Genomic DNA, 18,061 nt, shown 5'->3' with positions numbered 1-18,061 from the left:
GGCCTCACTTTTGTCCGAACCACTTCTCGGTCAGGTCCCGGTACGTCCCATCGTCCTCAACGGTGGTCAGCCCGCTGTTGAGCGCACCTGCGAGTTCGTTGTTGCCGGACTGAATTCCGAAACCGAACTGCTCGCCAGTCTCGTGGACGAACGCGGATTCGATGGAGCGGTCTGCCACGAACGAGTTCGCGACAGGGACGTCGATGATGATGACGTCGACGTTTTCGTTCAGCAGATCCTCAACAGCGAGCACGTAGTTACCGTACGCGTTGTAGCTAGACTCTTGAATCGTCCCCGCTTCGATGAGCTGGTCCTTGATAACGGATTCGCCGGTTGTCCCCTTCTGTGCCCCGACTGTCGCCCCGGAGAGGTCATCCAGCGACGACGGTGAGAACGACCCGCTTTCTCGGACGATGATGGCCTGATTCGAACTGTAGTACGGGTCGGAGAAGTCGATCGCTTCGTCGCGTTCGTCGTTGATCGTCATGCCCGCTGCGACGACGTCGACATTCCCGTTGTTCAGCGCCGGGATAAGTGATTTGAACTCAAGTTCTTCCCAGCCGCTCAGTTCGTACTCCGACGCCGCGACAACGGCTTCCAGCAACTCGACGTCGAAGCCGACGAGTTCGCCGTCCTGTTTCATCTCAAACGGCGGAAAGCCCGGCGCTGTGCCCGCGGTAAGCGTCTGTGAGTCCCCGCTGCCCGATTGACAGCCAGCGACCGACAGGGTCGCGACAGTGCCACCAATTGCCTGCAGATACCTCCGTCTGTCTACGCGTGCCTCTCGTGGCATAGTGCCACAGTCGAATCAGTCATATTTTAACATTTCGGTTACCGCAGAAGTCGCGAGGGTCAGGCGGACGCGACAGCGCCTGCAACCTCGGTAAACACCGAATCGAGGATGTCGAGACAGAGTTCCAGTTCGCGCTCGGTGACGTCGAGTGGCGGAAGAAGCCGGAGAGATTTCTGGCCACAGCCGAGCGTGAGGAGGCCGTGCTGGAGCGCAGTTTCCATCACAGCGTCGCGTCGATCAGCCGTATCGAACTCCAGCGCGGTCATCAAGCCGAGGCCGCGCACGTCTTCGACCAGCGAACGGCCCGCCGAGATATCGCGGAGCCGATCCATGAAGTACGTCCCCTTCTCGGCGGCGTTGTCCACCAGATCATGGTCCTCGATAGCAGCGAGAGTCAGCGCGCCGCGCATCGAGCCGAGGATGTCGCCGGCCCCCCACGTCGAGGAGAGCCGTGACGTTTCGGACGGGAAGATGTCCGACCGGGAGACGGTCGCGCCGACCCGAAGTGCTTTCGCGCTCGTGATGACATCCGGTTCGATGTCGTAGTGGTCAACGGCCCACATCTCGCCAGTGCGGCCCACTCCTGACTGGATTTCGTCAGCGATGATCGGGATATCGTGTTCCCGGCAGAGGTCGTCGACGGCTGAGAGGAACTCGGGGTTCGGAACGCGATAGCCGCCTTCGCCCTGTATCGGCTCCAAGATGAGGAACGCGACTTCCTCGGGCGGGATGTGGCCAGTGTCTGCGTCGAGCTTCGAACGGAGGCGCTCGACGCCGGCCTCGGAGTACTCCACGTCGTGAATCCCGCTGATTTCGGGGAATTTTCGACGGTAGACGGACTTCGAACGGTTAAGCGATAGCGCCCCCAGCGTCCGACCGTGGAACGCGCCGTCGAAGGTAATGCCGTACTTCGGCGTCTCGCAGTTATCGTAACAAATCTTCATCGCGTTCTCGACGGCCTCGGCACCAGAATTCGAGAGGAAGACGGTGTCGAAGTCGTACTGGCTGGTAATATCGGTCAGTCTATCCATCAGGTGGGCGGGCCCCGGTAGCGACGTTTCGTCGGGTGAGCCGCCGGTGCTGATGTAGAAGTCCTGACCGGCGATCTTCAGCGGGTCGACCATGTCGAACTCGTCGGCACGGTCGAGCACCTTCGGGTTATTGTACCCGAGCGGCGATGCGGCGACGTGACAGGTAAAATCTAGCAGGACGTTGCCGTCCGCGTCTGTACAGAACGGGCCGATTGCGTCCTCAGTGATGTCCCAGACGAATTCGTACACGTACGTACTCGGCGCGGCGGTTTCGTGATGGTACTCGACCCACTCGCTGCTCTGTGGGCCAGGCATACTATCGACACGCGGCTCCGCAGTATCGCGGTCCATGTTATCACAATAACAATCATTAGTAATAAATCACTGTGTTCCGGGCCCGCGTACTGGCCACATAGCTGGGTCCTTGCTGCGGTTCGAAACTGGGCTACAGGATCCGCTTGCCGAACGCGCTAGCGGCGAGTTCGGCCGCTCGCTCGCCCGTCGTGTTGCGCTGGTCGAGGATGGGGTTGACCTCGACAACATCAAGCGAGCGCAGCACCGATTCGGCGGCGTCGCGGTCGGCGACCCGTTCCATCGCCGTATGCGCCTCCCGATAGGTGACGCCGCCGGGAACCGGTGTCCCGACCCCCGGTGCATCGTCCGGGTCAAGCCAATCGAGGTCAAGGCTCACGTGGATGTCATCGACCCCATCGGTCGCGATGTCGAGTGCCTCATCAGTGACTGGGCCGATACCCCGACTGTCGATGTCTTCCATCGTGAAGACGGAGATGTCACTCTCGCGGAGGACTGCTCGTTCGTCGGCATCGAGGCTCCGCGCGCCGACGATGACGGTGTTCTCCTCGGCAACGTTCGGGGCGGTGGCCCACGGCATCTCTGCGAAGTCGCCGTAGCCGTGGGCGGCCGCAAGCGGCATCCCGTGGACGTTCCCGCTGGGCGACGTAGTCGGGGTGTTGTAATCGCCGTGGGCGTCGAACCAGATGACGCCGAGTTCGGTCGTCTGAGCCGCACCGCGCATCGTGCCCATCGCGATAGAATGGTCGCCACCTAACACCAGCGGCACGCTCCCGTCGGCTATTTCTGTCGCCACCCGGTCGGCAAGTGTATCGGTCATTTCCGCGATAGCGTCGAGGTACTTCGCACTGTTGTCGTCGGACGCCGGTTGGGACTGTAGCGTCGGCGCTGAAAGGTCTCCGACGTCAGTGTAGTCGACGCCGGCCGTATCAAGCGCAGCGGTGAGGCCGCCGTAGCGAATCGCTGACGGGCCCATGTCGACGCCGCGCCGGTCGGCACCGAGGGCGAACGGGACACCGAGCACCGCGACAGGTGACACGGGACGACTACGGTCTCGCGAGTGGGTGGACTGAAGCGACATCCGTTGTTACGGCCATAGTCCACGAGCGTTCATAGCGTCACCGATTCGCGAAAGCGCGACGATGTAGGCAGCTGTTCGCCACGTGACATCACGGTCCTCGACCTCAGCCTGCAGGGCCTCCCAGGCATCGAGCATCTCGGCTTCGAGTTCGTCGTTGACTTCTTCACGGGACCAGCTCCGTCGGTTGATGTGCTGGAGCCATTCGAAGTAGCTCACGGTGACGCCGCCGGCGTTCGCGAGGATATCCGGGATGACTGGGATGTCGCGCTCCTTGAACACTGTATCGGCCGCTGTCGTTGTCGGGCCGTTCGCCCCTTCGACGATAATGCTCGCCTGTACGTCTGCAGCGTTCTCCTCGGTTAGGACGTTCCCGACTGCTGCAGGAATGAGGACATCGACATCGAGTTCCAGCAACTCGGCGTTGGATACCTGACGTGGTGCGTCAACAGCCCCCAGCTGGCCGTGTTCGTCGCCGTCAGCCGAAATCGATTCGATATCGAGCCCGGATTCGTCGTAGATGCCGCCGTCCACATCGCTGACAGCGACGACAGACGCACCCCACGAGTCAAGCAGGCGTGCGGCGTTCGCGCCCACGGCACCGAAGCCCTGGACGGCGACAGTCGCACCATCGATGTTTCCGTCGTAGTAGTCGAGTGCTTCGCGGGCGACGATAGCGACGCTTCGGCCGGGTGCCTCCTCACGGCCGTGTGTCCCGCCAACCGCTGTCGGTTTGCCAGTCACAATGCCGGGGACCGTCTCGCCTTCCTGCATTGAATACGCGTCCATGAACCAGGCGACGGTCTGCTCGTCGGTCCCCATATCGGGTGCGGGGATGTCTTTCGTCGGTCCAACGACTTCGCGTAGTTCCTCGGCGAACCGACGCGTCAACTGCTCGGTCTCCTGTGCATCGAGCGTCGACGGATCGACGACGATGCCACCCTTCGCGCCGCCGAAGGGCAGGTCCATCACCGCACACTTCCACGTCATCAACATCGCTAGCGCCGTGCACTCCTCGGCGGAGACGCTCGGGTGGTATCGCATACCGCCTTTATACGGCCCCCTGATCTCGAAGTGCTGGACGCGATACCCGCTGAACACCTCAACGCTCCCGTCGGTTCGGCGGATCGGAACAGATACCTCGACTGTTTTCGATGGGTGGCGGAGCTGCTCAAGCATCCCCTCAGAAAGGTCAAGGTGTTCAGCTGCTTGCTCCAGCTGGTGGCGGGCAGTCGCGATTGGCGATTCGTCCTCGTCTGTCGCTTGCTCTGATGGCTCCTTCTGTGTGCTCATGATTGGGTTGTGGGTTCGGTGGTGCGTACGCCCACTCGCTTCGGGACCAATGGGGCGAGTACGCTGAGTTGTTCAGACGCTGGTTCCGTCTTGACTGTCAGCATCCGACGGCTGGAGTGAGACAGTGTATCGGCACCAATACCGGTATTGTTAATAAACATTTGGGACTGTCTACGGGACAACTAGTTTGAACATAGCAAAAGTTAATAACGCCTTCTCAAGCCAATTACAGAAGATTTTAAGCCCATCTAACGCTTTATCTGTGAAATACTGCTGGAATATACGCTTGATATACTCAATCTGAGAGTGATTGCGGTACTTGCATGAACGTGCGCATGATGCCACAGAGCATACCGTATGCGCGCTACAGCGCGTCTGTCTACCGGAGTTGGGTGACAATAAGTAGTTTGAGCAAGTCAAAAGCAAGCTTGGTATCGTAGCAACGGGGTACTATACCGAGGCATGCCGGCGATAACAGGTACCAATCTCGTAGTACCCCACCGTAGACTGCCTACAACCACGACTATCCGATCCGCTGTGCTATCGTGGCTTGGCTACTAACGGTGGTACGACTGTTATTATTGATCGCTCGACGGGACAATCGCTCCGTTCCATCGTCACAGCAGCACACCTGTGATTTGAGTAATCCAAATTGGAGTGGCCTGAGGCCGTCGTCGGTTAGTGGTCGTCGCCGACACACAGTGACGAGCGTATGACGAGGCTGTTACGTGCTCCGGTCGAACGAGGTCATTTCGAGATTGACCTCGATGAGGTTGGCTGCCTCCATCACCATCTCAGGAATTTCGGTGTCGAAGCGGGCCCCTTTCAGACGGCTGGTCGGTGCAGTCACACTGACCGCGCCGACGACGGTCCCATCGTTGTCCAGAATCGGCGCACCGATCGCCCGGAGGCCACGGATCTCTTCCTCGTCGTTCGTTGCGTATCCCCGCTCCCGGATAGTTTCTAGCTCGTCACGAAGTGTTTCTCGGTCCGTAATCGTGTGCTGTGTCTGTCGTGAAAGGCCTTCCCGGTCGATTATTTTCTCAACGCGCTCGTCCGGGAGACATGAGAGGATTGCCTTGCCCGAAGCGCTGTCGTGGAGGTGTTGTGGTGCCTCCCGCAGCTGGAGGTGGTAGTCCATTCCGACGGCATGTTCGCCCCGCCGTTCGTAGATGGCGACTTCGCGACCGTCGTTTTCGACGACTAGATGGACGTACTCACCGGATCTGTCGGCCAGTTTGTCTACTTCCTCCTGTCCAGCAGTGTAGAGCTCCGTCTCGTTACGGACGTGTTCGCCCATCGTGACGAATCGAAAGCCGAGCTGGTACGTGTCGTCGTCCTTCGTGAGGAAGCCACAGTCGGTCAGCGTCGCAAGATATGTGTGAAGCGTTCCCTGGGAAAGCTCGATTCGTTCGCTCAGTTCCTGCAACGTCGCGCTGTGTGACTCCTGTACGGCTTCGATGATCTCGCAGGCGTTCTCCACGGACTGTATCCGCCGGCCCGTGTTTTGTGTGTTGGCGTCGTCGGTCATTACCGAGTAGAGTTGCCGTCATTATTTAAAACCCGGATGTAAACGATGGGCAGCCAGACCAACAGACCGGCCGCTGGTAACCGACACCTGTCAATATCTGACATAATCAGACTCTATGGATACCGCTCTATGGAGTTGGTGGAAGCCGAAGCGTAGACCAGGCCGTAGCTTAAGCACCAGAGTGCGTGTGGCCAGTATTTAAATTTATATCTCTCTTATGCCACGAGAATTAGGGAATATATGGATTTTATAATAGCAATACAATCGCATATCTCGGGACTTCTATATTATACCGTATTTTACGTTTTGTATAGTTCTATATGGAACTGGTTTGTGGGTAAATATGGGTTATATGTCTTGCTCTTGCAGTCAGATACGGTTCGGTGCGAGCTGTAATTGTCGATAGATTGAAACCGCAGGACACACCGCGGACGCAACGCCGCTGTCCGATATCCTTTATAAATAACCGTACAGAACACGGTGGTGTTGACGGGTAACTAAAACACTTATTGTTGTTACTGAACGAGAGACTAGTATGTCAACGACGCCTGCGCAGGACGGCACGCAGTGGTTCCTGCACACATGGCGAGACCACATTCTCGAGCCGGTAGAGACGGCTCTCACAGTGCTCGACAGGGAGCACACCGAGCTTGCAGCCGAGCAAGACGGGCTCGAGGACTTTCTACAGCGTGTGCGTGCCGTCGACCCCGCCGAACAGCCCTCCTCCCCCGTCGGTGCGCGAAGTCGACAGTCCGTATCCGACCCCGTTGAAGCGCTACGGGACGCCTACGCCGACACGGTGCTGGCTGTCGATCACTACGAGTCGGTGTACGACGAGTCGCTGGTGGAGAACGTTGCTATCGAGTTCGGGCCGGACTACGCAGCGCTGTTTCACCCTGAGACGAACGTCGGGCTCTCGCCGCCGATCAAGCGTTCGCTGGTGGCCGCGACTGAGCAAGCAATCGACGAACGGACCTCGCTGGACCGCGCTGTCAAAATCGAACAGGAATCGATGCAGGAGTACCACAGCAGTCTGCAGGAGATCATTGAGACGCTCGACAGCACAGTCGTTCCTGAGTGGTATCGCGAGACGTTCCAAAACGACGTTACAGCGCTTCTACAGGAACGACAGGACCAACTCCACTCAAGCGTTCACCGGTTCGAGACACACGAGTTCTGCACATATATGTACGAAGAGCAACTCTGGACGTATCCGGTTTTGACCAGTCTCGCACGGTTACAGGAATCCGTGGACAGCTGAGCTACTGGAAGCGGGCGCTAGATCTCGCGCGCTATCTGACGCCTCCAACAGGAGACTCTTTTCGCTACGGTGTGAACTCGAGCGTATGGTCCTGCCCCTGGAGATGAGCTGGCGGCAGTTGCTGTTCGAGAACTGGCCGGTCGACCCCGAACTGATGGATGCACACCTCCCGCCCTCGCTCGAAGCCGACCGCTACGACGGGTCGGCGTGGCTTTCGGTCGTGCCGTTCACCAACGTCGCCGTCCGACCGAAAGGGGTCCCACGGTCGCTCGGCGTTCGGCTCCCGGAGATCAACGTCCGTACGTACGTCACCCGCGACGGCGTCCCGAGCGTCTACTTCTTCAGCCTCGACGCACAGGGGCTTGCGAGCGTCGTCGGCGCACGCCTGTTTCACCACCTCCCGTACTACTACGCCCGCATCTCCCTGCAACTTCGCGACGGTCGCGTACAATTCGACAGCCGACGGCAGCATCCCGGGGCACGTCCCGGCGTGTACGAGGCGGCGTACTGGCCGACGGACGACCCGTTCACCGCCACTGCGGATTCGCTGGCCGAGTTTCTGGTCGAACGCTATCGGTTCTACACCGAGGCACCGGACGGGTCGCTCCGGTACACCGATGTCAGCCACGACACCTGGACGCTGTACCCGGCGTCGGCGACCGTCGAGACCGATACATTACTGCGGGCCGACGGGTTCGCCCGTCCCAACGATGACCCCGTGTGCTACTACAGCCCGGGGGTAGATGTTGTCGCATCCCAGAGTAAACCGGTGTGAGGCGTCCGCCGGGGAGACCCGAATCGATCACTCCCAACTGCCCCGATCAGGTAGTTCGGCAGTCGCTATTCTAACGGAGCCACTGTGAGAATACTCGGTTCACTATTCACCGACGAACATATTCGCCCCGCTTCCTGCGAAATGAAAGTGCGGTTCCCCATATATACAGGTTGGTCTTCGAGTTGCAGTCGTGAGCTACCATGGAAACGCGTAGAACATTCGTGCGCGGTCTGGGTCTCGCAGCTGGAGTTGCGCTGGCTGGCTGTTCGTCGGGCGGCGGGTCCGACAGTGGCGGTGACGGCGACTCGGGCAGCAGCAGCGACGGAGCAGACGGCGGCGAGACTGAGGCCAGTGACGGCGGGAGTGGGTCCGAGTGGACCGAGACGAGCACCGTCGAAATGACGGACGAACTGGCATACGAGCCGAAGAAAATTCAGGTCGAGGCTGGGACGACGGTCACATTCGAGAACGTCGGCAGCATCGGTCACACGGTGACGGCCTACGAAAACAAGATCCCCGACGGCGCGGACTACTTCGCGTCCGGTGAGTTCGACTCCGAACAGGCCGCGAAAGACGGGTACAGCAATGGCCAGGAGGGCAACGTCCCGAAAGGCGAGAGCTACGAGGTCACGCTGGAGACGACGGGCACGTACGAGTACTACTGCATTCCCCACGAGATGAACGGGATGGCCGGCACAATCAAGGTGGTCTGATATGAGTAAGAACGAAACCCCCCGCGACCCGAACGAGGTTCTCGAAGAGTACGAAGAAACGCTTGACTCTGTTCTGGCGGAGGTCGAGTCCCCTGATGAAACGGCTGAAGACGACGACATCTCGCTGGGACTGCCCGGGCTCTCGCTCGGTCGCCGGGACTTCATGAAAGCCGGCGTCGCCGCCGGTGCGATGGGGTCGGTCGCCGGGTGTTCGGCGCTGACTGGTGGCGGTGGCAGCGCTGGCAGCCAGTCGACACCATCGGGCAGCGGCGCGAGCCACACGGTCGAACCCGGCGAACACGACGAGTACTACGGCTTCTGGTCGGGCGGACATTCCGGCGAACTGCGGGTCATTGGCATCCCGTCGATGCGCGAGCTCACCCGCATTCCGGTGTTCAACACCGACTGTGCGTCGGGCTATGGCTTCACCGATGACACGAAAGAGCTGCTCGAAGAGGGCGGCGGGTATAGCTGGGGTGACAACCATCACCCGAACCTCTCGGAGACGGACGGCGACTACGACGGCGAGTATCTGTACGTCAACGACAAGGCCAACGGTCGCATCGCCCGCGTGAACCTCACGTACTTCGAGACAGACGCGATCACTGACGTCCCGAACATGCAGGCCATCCACGGCTGTACCGTCCTCTCCCCGGACACCAAGTACGTGCTGGGCAACGGCGAGTTCCGCGCGCCGCTACCCAACGACGGGACCGACGTGAAGAACCCGGACAACTACACGTCGCTGTTCGTCGCCGTTGACCCCGAGTCAATGGAGACCCAGTGGCAGGTCAAGGTCGACGGTAATCTCGATATCGTCGACACCGGCAAAGAGGGTCGGTGGGCCATCTCCTCGGCATACAATAGCGAGGAGGCTACCGACATTCAGGGCATGACGAAGGACGACCGGGATAACGTCAAGGCCTTCGACATCCCGGCCATCGAGCAGGCCGTCGAGAACGGCAACTACGAGGAAGTCAACGGCATCCCCGTCATCGACGGCACGCAGGGAAGCTCACTCAATCAGGGCGACCGCCCTATCGTGAAGTACATTCCGACGCCGAAAAGCCCTCACTGTGTCGAGGTCGGGCCGAACGGCGACTACGCCTTCATCGCGGGGAAGCTCTCGCCGACGGTGACCATGCTCGACCTGAACGCGTTGGCCGACTCCTCCGATCCCGAAGAGGTTGTCGCCGGACGACCGCGTGTCGGGCTCGGCCCGCTGCACACGACTTTCGACGGCAACGGCCACGCCTACACGTCGCTATTCATCGACTCCCAGGCGGTCAAGTGGGACATCGAGGCCGCTGTCGAGGCTGAGGAGGGGTCCGAAGACCCGATCATCGAGAAACAGGACGTTCACTACAACCCCGGTCACATTCAGGCGCTTGAGGCGATGACGACCGACCCGGACGGAGAATGGCTCATCAGCCTCAACAAGCTCTCGAAAGACCGGTTCCTCCCGGTCGGTCCGATCATGCCCGATAACGACCAGCTCATACACATCGGGCAAGGTGAAAAAGAGATGGAACTGGTCGCGGACCACCCGGCATATCCCGAGCCACACGACTGCGTGTTCGCCCATAAGGACAAGATCGACGCCAAGAAGGTCTACGACAAGAGCGACTACGACGAGACCTATATCACCGAGGAAGACTCCGGCGTCGAGCGCACGGGTGAGAACAGCGTCCACGTCAAGATGACGACCAAGCGCTCGGAGTACGGCCTGCCGGACTTCACGGTGCAGGAAGGCGACGAAGTGAAACTGTCCACGACCAACATTGAGGGCGTGCAGGACATCATCCACGGCGTTGCCATCCCCGAGCACGACATCAACTACGCTGTGGCGCCACAGGACACTCGTGAGGTTACGTTCACGGCTGACGATCCCGGCGTGTACTGGATCTACTGTACGTTCTTCTGTAGCGCCCTACACCTGGAGATGCGCAGCCGGATGATTGTCGAACCGGCGGAGGGGTAGCGACACAACCCACTTCGGAGGTGTTCAGCCATGCAACGACCCACCATCGACGACTTCCGTGAGATCCGGCGGGGTCTCCCCGTGGCAGCAGCAGCGCTGTTCGTCGCGGCGCTCGCGTTCCCGATGTGGCGCATCAGCGTCGACGCCGTCCAGTACCCCAGCACGACGCTCCGCGTCTCTCTGTACGCCTACCCCCACCTGACCGGGGATTTCATCGAGATGGCGCGGCTGAACCACTACGTCGGGTTCTACTTCCCCGACCCGGTGTTAGTCGAGCCGAACTTCCCCGTTGAGGAGAACGCCATCGACGTACCCGAGTGGGCGCTCGGGCCGGTCGCGTTCATCGGCGTGTCACTGCTGTCAGTATTCGTCGCTATCGCGCCGACCGTCAAGAAGCTCAAACGCGGCCTGAAATACCAGTTCGGCGGCACCGTGCTGGTGTTCACCGTGATGCTGGCCGACATCCAGTACCGGCTCTGGCAGGCCGGCCACACGCTCGACCCCGGCGCACCGGTGATGGGCGTTGCCGGCTTCACACCGCCTCTGTGGGGCCAGTACCAGGTCGCCAACATCACGAGTGCCTCCCGGTTCGGCCTCGGCGCGTACATGGCCGCCACCGCCGTTGGACTGCTCGCGGTTTCGTACTACTACCGCGATCAGGCAGTGACGTTCAACGAGCTCCCGGCCCGAATTCGCGACAGGGCCACCGGGCTTCCCGACGCCGTTCGGGACCGTGACGGCGACTCCGACGACGAGGAAGATGCCCCGCACCGCCCGACAACCACCGCGGCTGAGTCTGACCAACCAGAAATTCACTCATGAGCCCACTGTCCCACGATTTCGAGCGAGTGTTCGCCGTTGGGACCGCGGTCCTACTCGTGCTGTCGGTCATGGCTGTCGGAATGGCCAGCGCCGGCGAGACCGACGGAACCCACGATGACCTCGCCTTTGATCCCGACGTGCCAGATACGGACTCGTTTATCGCCCCGTCAGCCGACGGCACCGCGACAGTCGATGGCGAAACGTACGACAGCGCGCAGGCGGCGGTTGACGCCGCTGACCCCGGCGATACCGTCACGCTCGACGGTCGCTTTAACGAGACTCTCGTCGTCACGACGCCGAACGTCACTCTCTCCGGGAGCGGTCCCGGGTCGGCGCTGCTGCACGGCGACGGGGAAGGTGACGTTCTCGCCATCGAAGCACAGGGTGTCACCGTATCGGATCTCTGGGTCCGCAACAGCGGCTACAGCACCGCGACGAATGATGCCGCGATATTCGTCAACGCAAGCGAGGTCACTGTCCGTGACAGCCGCGTGACCGGCATGACCTTCGGCATCTGGCTTGACGGGGTCGACGACGCCGACATCCGGAACAACACCATCGTCGGCCGCGAGGAGATTACGCAGTTGACCAAGCGCGGCAATGGCATCCAGATCTGGAAGACCGAGGACAGCGTCATCCGGAACAACGACATCACCACTGTTCGGGACGGGCTCTACTTCAACTGGGCCAAGGACGTGAACGCGACCGGCAACACCATGTGGGACCTCCGGTACGGCGTCCACTACATGTACTCCGACGACTGCCACCTGCGGAACAACACCGCTTTCGACAACGACGTCGGGTACGCGCTGATGGTGTCGAAACACCTCATCATCGAGGACAATATCGCGGTGAACAACAGCGGGCAGTCCGGTCACGGCATCCTCGTCAAAAGCATCGACGACACGGACATCCGCGGGAATCACCTCGTCGACAACGAGAACGGGCTGTTCGTCTACAACTCCGTCAGCAACCGCATCGTCGGCAACCTCATCGTCGGCAACGACATCGGCGTCCACATCGCTGCGGGGAGCACCGACGGCACCGTGACCGAGAACAGTTTCATCCGCAACAACAGGCCGGTGCTCGCGGTGATGAGCGACCAGGTCCACTGGAACGAGAGCGTCGGGAACTACTGGTCCCGGGCGAACCCAACGGACGTCGATGACGATGGCATCGGAGACACCCGCTATCAACCGGCCGGGGCTGTCCAGCAGGTGACTGCCGAAAAGCCCGCCGCGCGGGTATTCGCCAGCAGCCCGGCCTTCGATGCCGTTCGGCTGGCCGAGTCGTCCGTGCCTGTGGTCAAGTCGCCCGGCGTCGTCGATGCCCGCCCGCTCACCGAACCACCCCACGAGAACTGGAGGAGCTACTATGAACGTGATTGACGTCGACGACGTATCGAAAGCCTACGGTGACGTGCAGGCGCTCGACGGACTGAGTCTGTCTGTCGAGCAGGGGGCCACCCTCGGCGTGTTTGGCACGAACGGAGCCGGCAAGACGACGCTGTTCAAAATGCTCGCCGGGCTGAACCGGCCGGACGAGGGGAGTATCTCCGTCGCCGGTGCGGACCCCACCGACGGGACCACCGTCCGCGAACGAGTGCGCTATCTCCCCGAGCATGCCGGCTTCCCGCCGAGCCTGACCGGCCGCGAAATACTCAGTTTCCACGCCCGGATGCGCTCGGTGCCCCGCGAGAACCGGGACCACCACGTCAAGCGTATCCTGCACACCGTCGGGCTCGCGGACGCCGCGGACCGCCGGGTCGGCGGCTACTCCAACGGGATGAACCGCCGGCTCGGCCTCGGCACCGCGCTCGTCGGTGAACCGGCCGTACTGATACTCGACGAACCGACCGCGGGGCTCGACCCCAACGGTATCCGGGCATTCCACGAGGTCGTGGAGTCTCTGGCGTCGGAGACCGACGTGACCATTGTTTTCTCCTCGCACGCGCTCGGGGAGATTCAGCGGCTCTGCTCGGAGGCGGTCATCATCGCCGACGGACAGGTGGCGACTGCGGGCCCAGTCGAAGAACTTCGCCGCGCCGCCGCCGACGAGGTGACGCTGGCGCTGTCGCTTGCGTCCGAGGCGGCTGCGAGCGATGTGGCAACCGACTTCGAAACCCACGAGGCAGTGTCCAGCGTCAGTCGTTCAGGCGCGGACGTGACGGCACGGACCACGCCAGCGGAGGCCTACGACCTGCTGACCGCCGTCGGTGAGGGGTACGACATCGACCGTTTCGAGGTCCGGGAACCCGGCCTTGAGGCCGCGTTCCACGAGGCCGTCGAGGCGGACGACGGCGGCAACTCTGGCTCCGACAGCACAGCGGCGGCATCGGCTTCGGAAACAGCGTCCGAGGACTCAGGCGGTGAGCCAGCATGAGCGAAGACGACTCCTCGACGGACCCTGCCCCCGACGGCGGCGTCGTCGCAGTCGACGCGCCAGCCACCCGGTTGCACGACGGCGGAACCGAGATGGAGACGGCGACGGACGCGGCCGACAGATCGGCGCTCGAAGGACTTGCCGACAGCAGTCTACTCACCATCGCTCGTCGAGAGTACCGGCTGGCCGTCCGGAGCCGGTGGGCACTCGGCGTGGCGCTGCTGTTCGGCCTCTTTACCACCGCAGTCGTCCAGTTCGGGGCGAGTTCAGTTGGCCCGGGTCGCTTCGATGCAGTCATTGCAACCATCGCGGAACTCGGCGTCTACCTTGTGCCGCTGACGGCGCTGGCGGTCGGCTACGACGCCATCGTCGGTGCCGACGAGCGCGGCTCGCTCGAACTCATGCTCGCGCTTCCGGTGACGAAAGGCCGTGTCGTCGTCGGGACTGCCATCGGCCGAGCGGCGGTGCTGTCCGGCGCGATGTTACTCGGTTTCGTTCCCGGTGCGCTGTTGACCGTCCGCTACATCGGCCTCGCTAGCGTCGGCCAGTACGCGGCGGTCGCCCTTGTTGCGGTGTTGACCGCCTGTGCGATGCTTGGCGTGGCGGTGCTGATCTCGACGGTTGCGCGGACGAAGACGCACGCGCTCGGTGCGACACTGGCCATCTGGCTCTGGGTCGCGCTGTTGCACGACCTCGTCGCGCTGGGGGCTGTCGCAGGGTTCGATCTCGGATCCGGCGCTATCGCCGTGGCGATACTCCTCAACCCAGTGGACTGCTTCCGCGTGCTCGCGCTCTCACAGGTGGACGTGGTCGCCGGTGGTTTCGGCAGCGTCTTGACACAGGCCGGGCTGACCACGCCGATGGTCGCCGCGGGGCTCGTCGCGTGGGTCGTTGTACCCGTCGGCGTCGCTGCGAAGCTCATCCAGCGGCGGCGTCTCTGAAAACGGTTTTAGACCGACTGCAGCGCTGTTTCTTCTGGTTCCTCGAACAGACTGGCGACCTGTTTCGTCCTCTCGGTACGCTCGTGGGCGTTTTCCAGAAGTACGGTTTCACTGGGGAACAACTGCTCGCCCAGTTCAAGGCCATGGTCGCGCGCGGTCGACCCCGTGACGGTGAGGTAGACGCCGAGGCCGGTCGCCGCGATGTCTGCTTCCTCTTCGCCACCCTCAGTCGGATAGGTAAAGGAGACGCCATCGAGCGCGCTCGTCCCGAGGACGGCTTCGACGAGCCGTTCGTACCGCGGTGAGATACAGAGTTCGCCCTCGTAGTTGGTGACGAAGGACCGGTCGAGGGGACCGTCCTGTGTGTCCATAACCTCCGGCGTCGCCAGCAGCGTGTGGTACACCGTGTCGCCTAGCCCGGTCACGACCCGGACATCCGTGTCCAGCGGATCGATGCGGTCGTTGATCTCGTGGATAGCAGTCAGCGGTTCGTCCCGGAGCTGAACGACTTCTTCGAGTACGAGGTCGGCGCTGTCGAACCCGAGCGCAAACTCGTGTGTCCGGAGCGCCCGAAACGGTTCCTCGCGGCCGACCAGCTGGACATCACCGTGTTCGGTCGGCACGGTGACGCTGTCGAAGACGATCCGTCGCGGCATCCCGTCGCGGTCGTCCCGCAGCAGCGTGTATTCTGGCTCGTATGGCGCATCGAGCGAGGAGTAATCGCTAATGCGATGGTACACATCGGCGACCGCGTCCTGATTGCCCTTGGTGACGGCCTTCTCGTAGCGAAGCGTCGAGATGATATCGTCGGCCAGGTCGGTCGTCCCCGTGCGTCCGGCGAGTCGCTCCAGTACTGCTTCGAGAGGCCGGCCCTTGCGCGGAACGGCCACCCTCGTCGTCGTCATTATGCAGGCACAGACGGGGGATCGGTAAAACGAGTTCGGTTATTCGCCGCCGCCGATAACCGATGACAGCTGTTCGCGCCACTGTTTGAGCTCCTCGATCTCCGATTCGGTTTCGTCGATCCGGTCAGCGAGTTCTCCATCGTCGATCTCCTCGCGGACGGCTTCGATATCGTCTTCGAGGTCGTCAAGCTGCCCTTCGACGCTCTCGACTTCCTCGGAAAGGTCGTCGACCTGGTCGGAGGCCGAAGTGGCTGTGTCCGTCGCCGACTGGACTTCGTCCTGGAAACCCTCCAGAGCCTCCTCGAAAGAGTCGAGGCGCTCGCCGAACTCCTGAATCATGTCCTCGCCAGTGCCGTTCTCTTCGAGGAACTCTTCGAGGGCATCGGTGTACGCACGGAGGTCTGCGACATCGCTCTGGATGCGCTGGATCCGAGCGTCGTTGACGCCACCGGTGTCACTGTCGTTGTCATCTTCGGAGACGGCGTCGAGCGCACGCTTGAGGAGCTTCACGTCTTCGGGGGAGACGTTCTGGTCGCGGATTTCCTGTGCCATCGTCGCGACGACAGCGCCGGATTGGACCTCGGAATCTGCCGGCGCAGCGTTGCTCTCTTCGGGGGCTTCGACGCTTGATTCTGGGTTGTTCGGATCTGAGAGGTCCAGCGTCTCAATGTCCTCGTCGTCATCGTCTTCCAGACCGGGAACGCTGTCGGCGTCACCGGCGATGACATCCCGAACAGCCTCGTCGCCACCACCGACGAGGTCCTCCTCGTCCTCGTCCAGGGGCGGGTCCACACTCTCGATTTCGGGTTCCGTCAGGAACTTCTCGACGTCGTCGGTGCCCGTCGCACGGATGCCGTAGACGGTCGTGTAGTCGGCTTCGGCTTCGAGTTCCTTCTCGAAGGCGATCCGGTCTTCGTTGATGTCCCAGTACTCACTGCCGTACTCGGGATGGAAGCCCAGATCCTCGACTGCTACGTCGTCTGGAACAGTGTCGACCAGTCTGACTGTCACCGGGACGGACCGTCGCGAAGTGAGATTAAACGCTATCGCGGGCACGGGGAACTCGTCCGCTTCGAACCGCTTGGTCACTGTCACGCCATCGGCAGCGACAGTGACTTCGTCGTAGGCTTGCGAATTGCTCATGGTCTGTATGGTCTCAGCAATAGTATTAAAGGTACGTACCTGACCAACATTTACACCTTTTTTTCTATACTGTAGTAGTTAATATAATTCCACAGACGTAACCTCAGTAACACGAACAGAGCGTGAGGGCAGAGAGATAGACGATCCGTCCGCGCGGCACTGGCAGACCGCTTTCAGTCTAGGTCGTACCGGTCGCCGATTTCAACGATTGAAAGTGCCGAAGGATACGCGAAGCTGTTGGCGTGGTTGTGCAGGACGGTTGGCTCCGTCGTCATCCCCTTCCACATATCCCAGTGGGTCGGGATGAGGGTGTCCAGTTGGAGTTCGTTCGCGGCTTCGATAATCATGTTCTCGTCGTTGTACCACTGGGTTCGCGTGGGTTCGCCGGTCTCCTTGTCGTCGATCAGCCCGACCGTCCCGAACGCGAGAACGCCGACGTCGATATCGTAACGTTCGCCGACAGACTCGAACTCGCCGGGGCGGGCGTCGCCGCCGTGGAAGAACGTGCCGGAGTCGTGTTCGAACACGTACGACACCGGGTGCTCAGCGTCGGGGTCATTGGCAGGTTCGACGTGAATTGTCAGGTCGCCGATTTCGAGCGTGTCCCCGTCCGCGACTTCGTGGAGCTGGTCGTCGGTGACACTGTCGTTCTCCAGCCACGCCTCCTCTTGGATAACGTCGTGACCGCTGTCAGTCGTGTAGTAGTCCGCGCCCGTCCCAGCGAGAATCGGGACCTGTGACGGTCCGTGGACGTGGTCGGTATGCTCATGAGTGCCCAGAACCGCGTCGCATTCGGTGATGTCCTCGGGGTTGAACGGGACCGGGATCATCCGGACGGTTCGCGGCGGGTCGCCAATGCCGAGATACGGATCGATGAAGACGGTCGTCCCGCCGCTCGATTTCACGATGAAGCCGTTACAGCCCAGATACCAGATTGCCAGTCCGTCAGGCGTCGCTGACTCCACCGCACGCGGGAGCCAGTCATCCCAGTCAGATTCGACTGTCATGTCGAGAGATGCCACGCCTGGTCGCTAAGATGTTTCGAAGACGCCGGACCGTCGGTCGCTGGCTGCTGTGCGGATACTTCGGCTGCAATTCGG

At 61.4% G+C, this 18,061-nt stretch carries 16 protein-coding genes; 8 read left to right on the top strand and 8 right to left on the bottom strand.

The window, feature by feature from the left end:
• Positions 1 to 4 precede the first annotated feature (4 nt).
• The 5 genes from ACODNH_RS16650 to ACODNH_RS16630 form a co-directional block, all read right to left on the bottom strand.
• The gene (locus ACODNH_RS16650) at positions 5 to 793 is read right to left on the bottom strand and encodes a basic amino acid ABC transporter substrate-binding protein (protein WP_306706159.1); all 789 of its coding nucleotides are present in this window, start codon (positions 791 to 793) and stop codon (positions 5 to 7) included.
• 59 nt (positions 794 to 852) lie between these two features.
• Positions 853 to 2,175: an aspartate aminotransferase family protein gene (locus ACODNH_RS16645; RefSeq protein WP_306706157.1), complete on the bottom strand. Its 1,323-nt coding sequence runs from the start codon at positions 2,173 to 2,175 to the stop codon at positions 853 to 855.
• A 94-nt stretch (positions 2,176 to 2,269) separates the two neighbouring features.
• Complete coding sequence (gene rocF / locus ACODNH_RS16640) at positions 2,270 to 3,160, bottom strand: arginase (protein ID WP_306707477.1); 891 nt, start codon at positions 3,158 to 3,160, stop codon at positions 2,270 to 2,272.
• Between the two features lie 63 nt (positions 3,161 to 3,223).
• On the bottom strand, positions 3,224 to 4,507 hold the full coding sequence (gdhB, locus tag ACODNH_RS16635; protein ID WP_306706156.1) for a glutamate dehydrogenase GdhB: 1,284 nt from the start codon (positions 4,505 to 4,507) through the stop codon (positions 3,224 to 3,226).
• A 724-nt stretch (positions 4,508 to 5,231) separates the two neighbouring features.
• The gene (locus tag ACODNH_RS16630) at positions 5,232 to 6,038 is read right to left on the bottom strand and encodes an IclR family transcriptional regulator (protein WP_306706154.1); all 807 of its coding nucleotides are present in this window, start codon (positions 6,036 to 6,038) and stop codon (positions 5,232 to 5,234) included.
• Positions 6,039 to 6,573: 535 nt separating this feature from the next.
• Here ACODNH_RS16630 and ACODNH_RS16625 point away from each other — a divergent pair.
• The 8 genes from ACODNH_RS16625 to ACODNH_RS16590 all read left to right on the top strand — a co-directional run bounded on the left by ACODNH_RS16625 (position 6,574) and on the right by ACODNH_RS16590 (position 14,913).
• Positions 6,574 to 7,299, top strand: a complete 726-nt coding sequence (locus ACODNH_RS16625) for a DUF7260 family protein (protein WP_306706152.1) — start codon at positions 6,574 to 6,576, stop codon at positions 7,297 to 7,299.
• An 85-nt stretch (positions 7,300 to 7,384) separates the two neighbouring features.
• Positions 7,385 to 8,074 carry a YqjF family protein gene (locus tag ACODNH_RS16620; RefSeq protein ID WP_306706151.1) on the top strand — a complete coding sequence of 230 codons (690 nt, stop codon included), beginning with the start codon at positions 7,385 to 7,387 and terminating at the stop codon, positions 8,072 to 8,074.
• A 200-nt stretch (positions 8,075 to 8,274) separates the two neighbouring features.
• Positions 8,275 to 8,787, top strand: coding sequence for a plastocyanin/azurin family copper-binding protein (locus ACODNH_RS16615; protein ID WP_306706149.1), 513 nt, complete (start codon positions 8,275 to 8,277; stop codon positions 8,785 to 8,787).
• 1 nt (position 8,788) lies between these two features.
• A complete protein-coding gene (nosZ, locus tag ACODNH_RS16610) occupies positions 8,789 to 10,768 on the top strand; it encodes a TAT-dependent nitrous-oxide reductase (RefSeq protein ID WP_306706148.1) in 1,980 nt (659 codons plus the stop codon).
• A gap of 30 nt (positions 10,769 to 10,798) precedes the next feature.
• On the top strand, positions 10,799 to 11,590 hold the full coding sequence (locus tag ACODNH_RS16605; RefSeq protein WP_306706147.1) for a hypothetical protein: 792 nt from the start codon (positions 10,799 to 10,801) through the stop codon (positions 11,588 to 11,590).
• On the top strand, positions 11,587 to 12,978 hold the full coding sequence (gene nosD / locus ACODNH_RS16600) for a nitrous oxide reductase family maturation protein NosD (RefSeq protein ID WP_434530609.1): 1,392 nt from the start codon (positions 11,587 to 11,589) through the stop codon (positions 12,976 to 12,978). Before ACODNH_RS16605 ends, nosD begins: the two co-directional genes overlap by 4 nt.
• Positions 12,965 to 13,972 carry an ABC transporter ATP-binding protein gene (locus ACODNH_RS16595; RefSeq protein ID WP_306706143.1) on the top strand — a complete coding sequence of 336 codons (1,008 nt, stop codon included), beginning with the start codon at positions 12,965 to 12,967 and terminating at the stop codon, positions 13,970 to 13,972. Before nosD ends, ACODNH_RS16595 begins: the two co-directional genes overlap by 14 nt.
• A complete protein-coding gene (locus ACODNH_RS16590; RefSeq protein WP_306706141.1) occupies positions 13,969 to 14,913 on the top strand; it encodes an ABC transporter permease in 945 nt (314 codons plus the stop codon). Before ACODNH_RS16595 ends, ACODNH_RS16590 begins: the two co-directional genes overlap by 4 nt.
• Positions 14,914 to 14,921: 8 nt before the next feature.
• Here ACODNH_RS16590 and ACODNH_RS16585 read toward each other — a convergent pair whose 3' ends face one another.
• From ACODNH_RS16585 to ACODNH_RS16575, 3 genes are all read right to left on the bottom strand, one after another.
• On the bottom strand, positions 14,922 to 15,818 hold the full coding sequence (locus ACODNH_RS16585) for a hypothetical protein (protein WP_434530608.1): 897 nt from the start codon (positions 15,816 to 15,818) through the stop codon (positions 14,922 to 14,924).
• A gap of 39 nt (positions 15,819 to 15,857) precedes the next feature.
• Positions 15,858 to 16,961 (bottom strand): hypothetical protein, encoded by a 1,104-nt coding sequence (locus tag ACODNH_RS16580; RefSeq protein ID WP_306706137.1) that lies wholly within the window; start codon positions 16,959 to 16,961, stop codon positions 15,858 to 15,860.
• Positions 16,962 to 17,134: 173 nt separating this feature from the next.
• Positions 17,135 to 17,968 carry an MBL fold metallo-hydrolase gene (locus ACODNH_RS16575; RefSeq protein WP_306706135.1) on the bottom strand — a complete coding sequence of 278 codons (834 nt, stop codon included), beginning with the start codon at positions 17,966 to 17,968 and terminating at the stop codon, positions 17,135 to 17,137.
• Positions 17,969 to 18,061 lie beyond the last annotated feature (93 nt).

It is taken from the genome of Haloarcula sp. NS06, from assembly GCF_051122755.1.
Taxonomy (GTDB): Archaea; Halobacteriota; Halobacteria; order Halobacteriales; family Haloarculaceae; genus Haloarcula.
This window is presented reverse-complemented; position numbering and strand designations above follow the sequence as displayed.